This is a genomic window from Rathayibacter rhapontici, assembly GCF_001995175.1.
GTDB lineage: Bacteria > Actinomycetota > Actinomycetes > Actinomycetales > Microbacteriaceae > Rathayibacter.
In genome coordinates this window covers 1-7,271 of record NZ_MUKN01000096.1, presented here as the reverse complement: position 1 = coordinate 7,271, position 7,271 = coordinate 1, and the positions used below count along the sequence as shown (strand labels likewise).

Genomic DNA, 7,271 nt, shown 5'->3' with positions numbered 1-7,271 from the left:
CGCGGTCTGCGCGGGCAGGTCGGCCGTGGCGCCGCGCAGCTGCTGCAGGCCGGCGTCGAGCGTGCCGCTCCCGTCGGCGACCTGCTGCACTCCGCCGGCGACCTGCGCGGTGCCGTCGGCGAGGGAGGAGGCTCCGTCGGCGAGTCGAGCGGCCCCGTCGGCGAGGGTGCCCGCGCCGTCCTGCGCGGAGGCGGCTCCGCCCGAGAGGGTCGTCGCGCCGTCGACGAGCTGCGAGCCGCCGTCGACCGCCGTCGAGAGGTCGCCGCGGATCGTCGCGAGGCCGACGAGGAACTGCGCCGCCGCCTCCTCGTCGACCTTCTCGACGATGGAGGCGCGCAGCGTCTTCGCTGCCTGCTCGCCGATCGTGCTCGCGAGGTAGCTCGTGGCGTCGTTGGTGGTCAGGACGACACTGGCACGGTAGGGCGCATCGCTGCCGCTCGAGGCGAGGGCGGCCGAGAAGTCGGCGGGCAGGGTGACGCTGAAGTCGTAGGTGCCGTCGTCGACTCCGGAGGCGGCCTCCTCGGCCGGGACGCGGTGCCAGTCGAACGCGTGGTCCTCGAGGAGCTGGTCGGCGACCTCGTCGCCCGTGTTCGTCACCGTGCCGTCGTCGGCGGTGGTGCCGGCGTCGTCGACGACCAGGGCCACCGGGACGTCGGTCAGCTTCGCGTACGGGTCCTGGTTGGCCCAGAGGTACAGGCCTCCGTAGAGGATCGGCACGAGCATCAGCGCGATCAGCGCGAGGCGGGCCATGGGGGTGGCGGTGAGGCGGCGCAGCTCCGCCTGGATCATCTGGGGGACGCGGATTCTCATGGGCGGGTGTCGTCGATCGGATCGGGAGCGGTCTCGGGGAGGAGCGAGGGGGCGAGGGCGCGGTGCAGAGTGCCGACGGTCTCCTCCTCGAAGCCGTCCTCGAGGGTCGCGAGGGCGGTGGGCGGTGCGGGGTCGAACTGCGTGCGCAGCAGATCCGTCGCGGCGATGGCCGAGGCGGAGGCGGTGCCCGCGATCACGAGGACGGCCGGCCCCCGTGCGGCGAGCTCCTTAGCGAGCGCCCACCACGCGGCGGGATCCCCGCCGTGGCGGTCGGGCGAGACGATCACGAGCGCCTCCACCCCCTCGCGGAGCAGCGCGAGCTCGGCGAGCACGCGGACGCGCTGGAGCGCGGAGAGCTCGGACACCGGCCGGCGCGCGAGGTCCGAGACGCCGAGCGCGTCGAGCGCGCGCGAGACGGCGCGCGTGTGCGAGGCGCGCCCGGCGAAGACGAGCTCCTCGGCGACCACTCCGGCGAGGGTCACGTCGGGGGCGGGCTCGCTGACCACCGGGGCGTCGACCAGGGCGACCGCGGCGCGCATCCGCTTCGGGTCCTCGGCGCCGTCGACGGTGACGCGGCCGGCGCCGGGGCGCATCCGCCCGCTCGCGAGGAGGCCGAGGACGGTGGGACGCTGCTCCGTCTCGGTGAGGGCGAGCGTCGCGGATCCGCTCGAGAACGCGAGCGAGACGGCCGGGAGCGCGCCGCCCTTGGCGACGTCGTGCAGCTCGATCCTCACGAGCGGGCCTCCTCAGCGGCGACTCGGGCGGCGAGCGCGTCGGCGTCGCTCCAGCCGAAGCCCGCGATCGCGAGGACGTCGACCATGACGAGGCGCTCGGCCTCCGCCTCGCCGAGATCGGAGTCGGCGGCCTCGTCGAGCACCGCGATCGCCGCGTCCTCGACGAGTCGCGCCAGGCGACCGGCGTCGAGATCGGGGCGGAAGCGGCCGGAGGCGATGCCGCGGGCCGCGGTCTCGCGCAGCTGCGCGCGCACGGGCTCGAGGGTCTCGGCGACCAGCTCGGCGAAGGGCGAGCGCAGGGCCGAGCGGGCGGGGACGCGGATCGACTCGACCTCGCGCCACATCCGCGAGCCGATCAGAGCGAGCTCGCAGGCGGGGTCCTCGTGCCGGACGGGTGCGAGGACCGCGGCGATGCGGGCGGCACCCTCGCGGAACACGGTGGTGAGGAGCTCCTCGCGGGAGGAGAAGTGGCCGTAGACGGTGCGGCGCGTCACTCCCGCCTCGCTCGCGATCGCCTCGAGCGAGGCGTCGGAGTCGGTGCGGAGGAGAGTCCGCGCGGCGAGGAGGATCGCGGCGCGGTTGTCGGCGGCGTCGCGCCGGGGTGCTCTGCTCGTGGTCACCCGTTCATCGTATGAAGTTGCACAACAGTGTGCAAGATCAGGTCGCCCGCGGGGTTACGCTCCAGGAGGACGGGGTTAGCCTGGGGACATGAACGGCGAGAACCTGCTGGGCCCCGAACCGACCCTCCTCCCCGAGGACCCCGCGGTCACCGCGGCCCTCGCGAAGCACGCGACACCGGGAGCCGTCGAATTCGCCGCCCTCGCCGCCGCCCACCCGCGCTCGCCGCTGGCCTGGGCGCTCCTCGCCGACAGCGTCTGGGGCATCGACGCGGCCCTCCCGTCCTACGCCTACGCCCGCGTCGGCTACCACCGCGGCCTCGACCTCCTCCGCACCGCCGGCTGGCGCGGCCAGGGCCCCATCCCCTGGCGCCACGGACCCAACCGCGGCTTCCTCCTCGCCCTCTACGCCCTCCGCCGCGCCGCCGAATCGATCGGCGAGACCGACGAGGTCGACCGCCTCACCACCTTCCTCCAGCAGGCCGACCCGGCCGCGATTCCGGAGATCGAGCGCTACCACGAGGACGCGCTCCCCCCCACCGCCTCCATAGTCATCCTCGGCGAAGACTGATCGGCGCCCGGTCACGGTGCTCGCGGCGTTGTCGTCGGTCGCCGTAGCTCCCGCTACGACTCCCTCCTCCGCCTTGCGATCACCGCAACCGGACGCCGATCAGCCACCTTCTGAAGAGAGGGGGGGCGCCGTGCCTGCGGCACGAGCGGGATGGAAGGGTGGGCCCCCCTTGCTGGTCGAGTAGCCGCGGAGCGGCGTATCGAGACCGGCGTCCTCCAGGCGGGATGCGGCGGTGAGCCGCAGCACGCCGCTGCGGGCTCGCAGATAAGGATGAGAGGGGCGAGGCGGAAGGATCCCGCCGGGTCGTCGCGCTCAGCCTCTTCTGCGCAGGACGCGTCGGGCGGTCCTGGCCTGTGCGGGCCGTCAGCGGCGGCGCAGTGCCGCGGCCGTGGCGAGGGTCAGGAGGGCGCCGAGGGCGGCGGAGGCGGCGGTGACGGTGAAGCCGGACTGGGGGCCGAGGGACTCGACGGCGAGGCCGCTGAGGGAGGAGCCGGCGGTCACTCCGATCGCGAGGCCCGTGGGGGGCCAGGCGAGGGCCTCGGTGAGGCGGGCGCGGGGCGAGATCGTCTCGACGAGGCTCGATCCCGTGATGAGGAGCGGGGAGGTCGCGAGGCCCGCGAGGAACGCGAGCACGGCGAGGACGGGCAGGGAGCTCGAGAAGACCAGGACCGGCACGACGACGCCGAACGCGAGACCGGCGACGACGAAGTGCGAGAGCGGGCTGCCGGGCAGGTGCGCGGCGCCGACGACGACTCCGGTGAGCACGCTGCCGATGCTGTAGACCGACAGCAGGAGGCCCGACGCGGCGTCCGCGCCGGCCGCCTCCGCCGTCGCGATCGCGGCCACGTTGAACGTGCCGAAGACCCCTCCGATCGTCGCGAACACGGCGACCACCCCGATCAGCGCCGCGGGCAGGCGCACCGGCGCCGTCCTGCCTCCGGGGGAGCGCACCGCGAGCGGGGGCTGCGTCCGCACCTGTGCGAGCAGCGAGCCGCTCCCGATCACGCCGATCGCGAGGCCCACGAGCACGCCCGCCGCGGGATGCACGAGGGAGGCGAGCAGGGTCACGATCGGCGGAGCGACGACGAACGCCGCCTCGTCGGCCACCGATTCGACCGAGTAGGCGGTGTGCCGCAGCCCGGGGTCCGAGGTCGCGGCGCTCCAGCGCGAGCGCACGGCCGAGCCGATGTCGATCACGGCGAGCCCGGCGAGGACCGCCAGGGCGAACCAGCTCCAGACGGGCGCGCCGAGCAGCACGGCGGCGACGAGTCCGAGCGACGCCGCGACGAGCACCGGCAGCGACAGGGCGAGCGCGCGCCGCTGGCCCCAGCGGTCCATCACCCGCGACCAGACCGGCCCGGCGGCGGCCAGGGAGAGCGTCAGCGTGCCCGAGACGGCTCCGCCGAGCGCGTAGCTGCCCGAGACCTCGGTGACGAGCACCAGCACGCCGATCGCGAGGCTGCCTTTGGGGAACCGGCCGAACCAGCCCGAGGAGGAGAACGCGAGCGATCCCGGCACCGCGAACGCACGGGAGTACCGTCCGGCAGCGCGTCCGAGCGCCGATCGCGGGGCGGTCGTGAGGCTCGGGGAGGAGGGTGCCGGGGAGTCAGGCATGCGGGTTCCGATTCCGGCCGACCGAAAGCGGAGGCGCTCCGCTGGCTGCTCGATCGACCCGGCGAGTCTACCGACCGGTCTGCGGACCGCCCCGTCGCGGGATGCGCGAGCGGGGCCGCCCGCGGCACACTGGCTCCGTGGATCCCGACGCGCTCGAGCAGCTGCTCACCGATCTCCCCGGAGCGGAGCCCGGCTTCCCGTTCGGCCCCGGCACGCGCGTGTGGAAGGTCGGCGGCAAGGTGTTCGCGCTCGAGTCCGAGCTGCGCGGCCGGGCCTGCATCAGCGTGAAGGCGTTGCCCGAGAACGTGGTGCACCTCGTCGCGGGGGTCGACGGCGTCGATCCGGGGTACCACCTCAACAAGACGCACTGGGTCACGGTCGACCTCGCCCGCGTCGATCCGGGCCTGGCCGCCGAGCTGGTGCAGGAGTCGCACGCGATCATCGTCGCGAAGCTGCCGCGCGCCCTCCGGCTGTCCCTCGACGGCACGCGGAGCGGCTCGCTGTCCGAGGACGCCTGACGCGCTGTTGCGCCGTGTGACGCCCTCGGATGCGGGGCGCCGAGTGCGCGCCTACCGTGGCGTGCAACACCCCCCCACGAGAGGACGCGCCATGCCACCCCGCGCCAGCCTGCAGACGACGGTCGACACCGCCTGCGAGCGCGGCGCGATGTGCGTGCACGATCGATCCGGCCACGGACTGGGCGCACTGCAGCTGCGGCTGGCTCGCGCAACTCCGCAGGGCCGGGTCGACGCGATCGTCGCGTCGGTCGACGACGCGGGCTGGATCGAGCTCGTGCTTTGGGAGTCGGGCGCGACCGAGCGCGTCTGGCACCACGCCCCGACGGCGCTCGCCGCCGGTGCTCCGGTGTCGTTCCACGTGCGCTACGGCGTGCTGACGGCGGGCGCGCAGCAGATTAGCGTCGCCCGCGGCTAGCGGAGCGACGCACTGACGACTCGGCCCGTCGCGCCGGTCAGGCCGGCAGGGTCGCCAGCATCGCCTCGCACGCCGACGCGCAGTCCTCGCAGGCCATCGCGCACAGGCGGCAGGTCTCGCTCATCTCGGCGTGGGAGGAGCACTCGGCCGTGCAGGCGCGGCACACGGCGATGCACGCCTCGAGCATCGGGCGCAGCACGGCGGCCTCCGTGCTCGCAGGCCGCATCATCATGCGCATCATCGCGAGGCACACGTCGGCGCAGGTGGCGCACATCGACGCGCACCGGCCCATGCCGTCCATCGACGACATCGCGTCGGAGCACATCGTGCAGGCCTGCAGACAGGCGGAGCACGCGTCGATGCAGGCCTGCATCGCGGTCGTGTCCATCGTCGCGGCGTCGGCCATCGGCATGGCCTTCATCATCTCGTCGGTGCTCATGTCGCTTCTCCCTCGATCGGGGCGGTGCGGAGGCACGTCCAGCGGGCGTCCGCGGTGGCTGCCTCCGATGCTAGGCCGGTCGACTCCTCGCGTCACCCCCGCCGAGGCGCTCGCCCGGACGGATCCGTCACCCCCTGCCGGGGTGCGCGCCCGGACGACGCGAGGCCCCCTGCCGGAGCAGAGGGCCTCGCGGAGCGGTTCGATCCCGCTTGTCAGATGCCGTACGACTCGAGGTACGCGGCGGTGTCGTGCCAGCCTTCGACCGCGAAGCACTCGACGCCCATGGCCTTCACCGGGTAGTCGTTGCCGTCGGGGTCGAGGCGGTCGCCGACGAAGATCATGTCGTCGAGCGGGATGCCGGTGAGCTCGGTGAGCTTGTTCATGCCGTAGGACTTGTCGATGCCCTTGCGGGTGATGTCGACCGAGGTGGAGCCGCCGGAGCGGACCTCGAGGTCGGGCAGCACGGCCTGGACGGCCTCGCGGAGGGTGTTCTTCTTCTCGCCGGTCGGGTCCCAGGCCTGCTTGACGGGCACGGGCGCGGCCTGGCCGAGGGCCGAGAACGTGATCTGCGACTCGCGGTCCTCGAGGATCGGACCCCAGGTCTCGGACTCCCAGTAGCCGAGCTCCTTCGCCTTCTCCTCGACGGCGGCGAGGGCACGGGACTTCTCGTCCTCGGTGAGGTTCTCGGCGTAGATCTGCGCCCAGTCGCCGTTCTCGAAGCGGTAGTACTGCGTGCCGCAGGTGGGCATGAGGTGGAGCTTGGCGAGGGCCTCGGGGTCGGCGCCCTCGAGGCGGTCGAGCACCTGCATCCGGAACTGCGCGATCTGCCCGCCCGAGATGATGCAGACCTCGGTCGCCTTCAGCAGGCGGACGAGGAGGTCGGCCATCGCCGGGTCGACGGGGGACTTCGAGGCGGCGAGGGTGTCGTCGAGGTCGAAGGCCATCAGGCGGGGCAGGGTGCTCATGCTTCTCGTTTCACGGTCTGCGGACGGGGCGGTTACGAGGATACGGGGCGGCGCGGGAACGCGCGTCCGGCGGGCTCCGGGTCGAGCGGGCGCGTCCGGCACGCTCCCCGAGCGCAGACTGGGGGCATGCGCGCCTCTCCGTCCTCCTCGCGCGGAGCAGGCCGCTCCGTCCCCCGCACGATCGCCCGGATCCTCCTGGGCCTCGTGCTCGTGACCGCGGGGGTCGGCCACCTGACCTTCGCGCGGCAGTCCTTCCAGGCGCAGGTGCCGCCGTGGCTCCCGCTCGATCCGGACGTCGTGGTCGTCGCCTCGGGAGTGGTCGAGATCGCGCTGGGGCTCGCGCTCGTGCTGCTGGCGCGGTGGCGGGTGGTCGTCGGAGTCGTGGTAGCGGCGTTCTTCGTGGCCGTGTTCCCCGGCAACGTCTCGCAGCTCGTCACCCGGACGGACGCCTTCGGCCTCGAGTCCGACGCCGCGCGCGCGATCCGGCTCGTGTTCCAGCCGCTGCTGGTGATCTGGGCGCTCTGGTCGACCGGGGCGTTCGCGGCCTGGCGGTCCCGGCGGCGCCGCGCCTGAGACGGCGGCGAGGGA

Annotated in this window: 10 protein-coding genes; 4 read left to right on the top strand and 6 right to left on the bottom strand. The window is 73.8% G+C overall.

Annotation, left to right across the window (positions count from 1 at the left end; genetic code table 11):
• The 3 genes from B0T42_RS18325 to B0T42_RS18315 form a co-directional block, all read right to left on the bottom strand.
• A partial coding sequence (locus B0T42_RS18325; protein ID WP_236720408.1) for a YhgE/Pip domain-containing protein occupies positions 1 to 810 on the bottom strand: 810 nt, incomplete at its 3' end.
• Positions 807 to 1,544, bottom strand: coding sequence for a P-loop NTPase family protein (locus tag B0T42_RS18320; RefSeq protein ID WP_201788589.1), 738 nt, complete (start codon positions 1,542 to 1,544; stop codon positions 807 to 809). The genes B0T42_RS18325 and B0T42_RS18320, both read right to left, overlap by 4 nt.
• Entirely contained in the window at positions 1,541 to 2,164 is a 624-nt protein-coding gene (locus B0T42_RS18315; RefSeq protein WP_077224422.1) for a TetR/AcrR family transcriptional regulator, read from the bottom strand. The genes B0T42_RS18320 and B0T42_RS18315 overlap by 4 nt, the downstream gene beginning before the upstream one ends.
• An 88-nt stretch (positions 2,165 to 2,252) precedes the next feature.
• Between B0T42_RS18315 and B0T42_RS18310 the strand changes: the two genes are divergently transcribed.
• The gene (locus B0T42_RS18310; protein ID WP_077224421.1) at positions 2,253 to 2,732 is read left to right on the top strand and encodes a DUF3151 domain-containing protein; all 480 of its coding nucleotides are present in this window, start codon (positions 2,253 to 2,255) and stop codon (positions 2,730 to 2,732) included.
• Positions 2,733 to 3,095: 363 nt separating this feature from the next.
• On the opposite strand, the gene B0T42_RS18305 is transcribed toward B0T42_RS18310, so the two are convergent.
• Positions 3,096 to 4,346, bottom strand: coding sequence for an MFS transporter (locus B0T42_RS18305; RefSeq protein ID WP_077224420.1), 1,251 nt, complete (start codon positions 4,344 to 4,346; stop codon positions 3,096 to 3,098).
• Between the two features lie 137 nt (positions 4,347 to 4,483).
• On the opposite strand from B0T42_RS18305, the gene B0T42_RS18300 reads away from it, so the two are divergent.
• A complete protein-coding gene (locus B0T42_RS18300; protein WP_158078183.1) occupies positions 4,484 to 4,864 on the top strand; it encodes an MmcQ/YjbR family DNA-binding protein in 381 nt (126 codons plus the stop codon).
• A gap of 91 nt (positions 4,865 to 4,955) precedes the next feature.
• The gene (locus B0T42_RS18295) at positions 4,956 to 5,279 is read left to right on the top strand and encodes a hypothetical protein (RefSeq protein WP_077224418.1); all 324 of its coding nucleotides are present in this window, start codon (positions 4,956 to 4,958) and stop codon (positions 5,277 to 5,279) included.
• Positions 5,280 to 5,316: 37 nt separating this feature from the next.
• On the opposite strand, the gene B0T42_RS18290 is transcribed toward B0T42_RS18295, so the two are convergent.
• Both B0T42_RS18290 and B0T42_RS18285 read right to left on the bottom strand, forming a co-directional pair.
• Positions 5,317 to 5,718, bottom strand: coding sequence for a four-helix bundle copper-binding protein (locus B0T42_RS18290; protein ID WP_077224417.1), 402 nt, complete (start codon positions 5,716 to 5,718; stop codon positions 5,317 to 5,319).
• Positions 5,719 to 5,930: 212 nt separating this feature from the next.
• Positions 5,931 to 6,683, bottom strand: coding sequence for an HAD-IIB family hydrolase (locus B0T42_RS18285; RefSeq protein WP_077224416.1), 753 nt, complete (start codon positions 6,681 to 6,683; stop codon positions 5,931 to 5,933).
• Between the two features lie 126 nt (positions 6,684 to 6,809).
• Here B0T42_RS18285 and B0T42_RS18280 point away from each other — a divergent pair, with 126 nt between their 5' ends.
• Complete coding sequence (locus tag B0T42_RS18280; RefSeq protein ID WP_077224415.1) at positions 6,810 to 7,256, top strand: DoxX family protein; 447 nt, start codon at positions 6,810 to 6,812, stop codon at positions 7,254 to 7,256.
• Positions 7,257 to 7,271: the final 15 nt, after the last annotated feature.

Coding starts and splice junctions, on each gene's coding strand:
- B0T42_RS18280 (WP_077224415.1), top strand. CDS start 6,810: ATGCGCGCCTCTCCGTCCTCCTCGCGCGGAGCAGGCCGCTCCGTCCCC.
- B0T42_RS18295 (WP_077224418.1), top strand. CDS start 4,956: ATGCCACCCCGCGCCAGCCTGCAGACGACGGTCGACACCGCCTGCGAG.
- B0T42_RS18305 (WP_077224420.1), bottom strand. CDS start 4,346: ATGCCTGACTCCCCGGCACCCTCCTCCCCGAGCCTCACGACCGCCCCG.
- B0T42_RS18290 (WP_077224417.1), bottom strand. CDS start 5,718: ATGAGCACCGACGAGATGATGAAGGCCATGCCGATGGCCGACGCCGCG.
- B0T42_RS18310 (WP_077224421.1), top strand. CDS start 2,253: ATGAACGGCGAGAACCTGCTGGGCCCCGAACCGACCCTCCTCCCCGAG.
- B0T42_RS18285 (WP_077224416.1), bottom strand. CDS start 6,683: ATGAGCACCCTGCCCCGCCTGATGGCCTTCGACCTCGACGACACCCTC.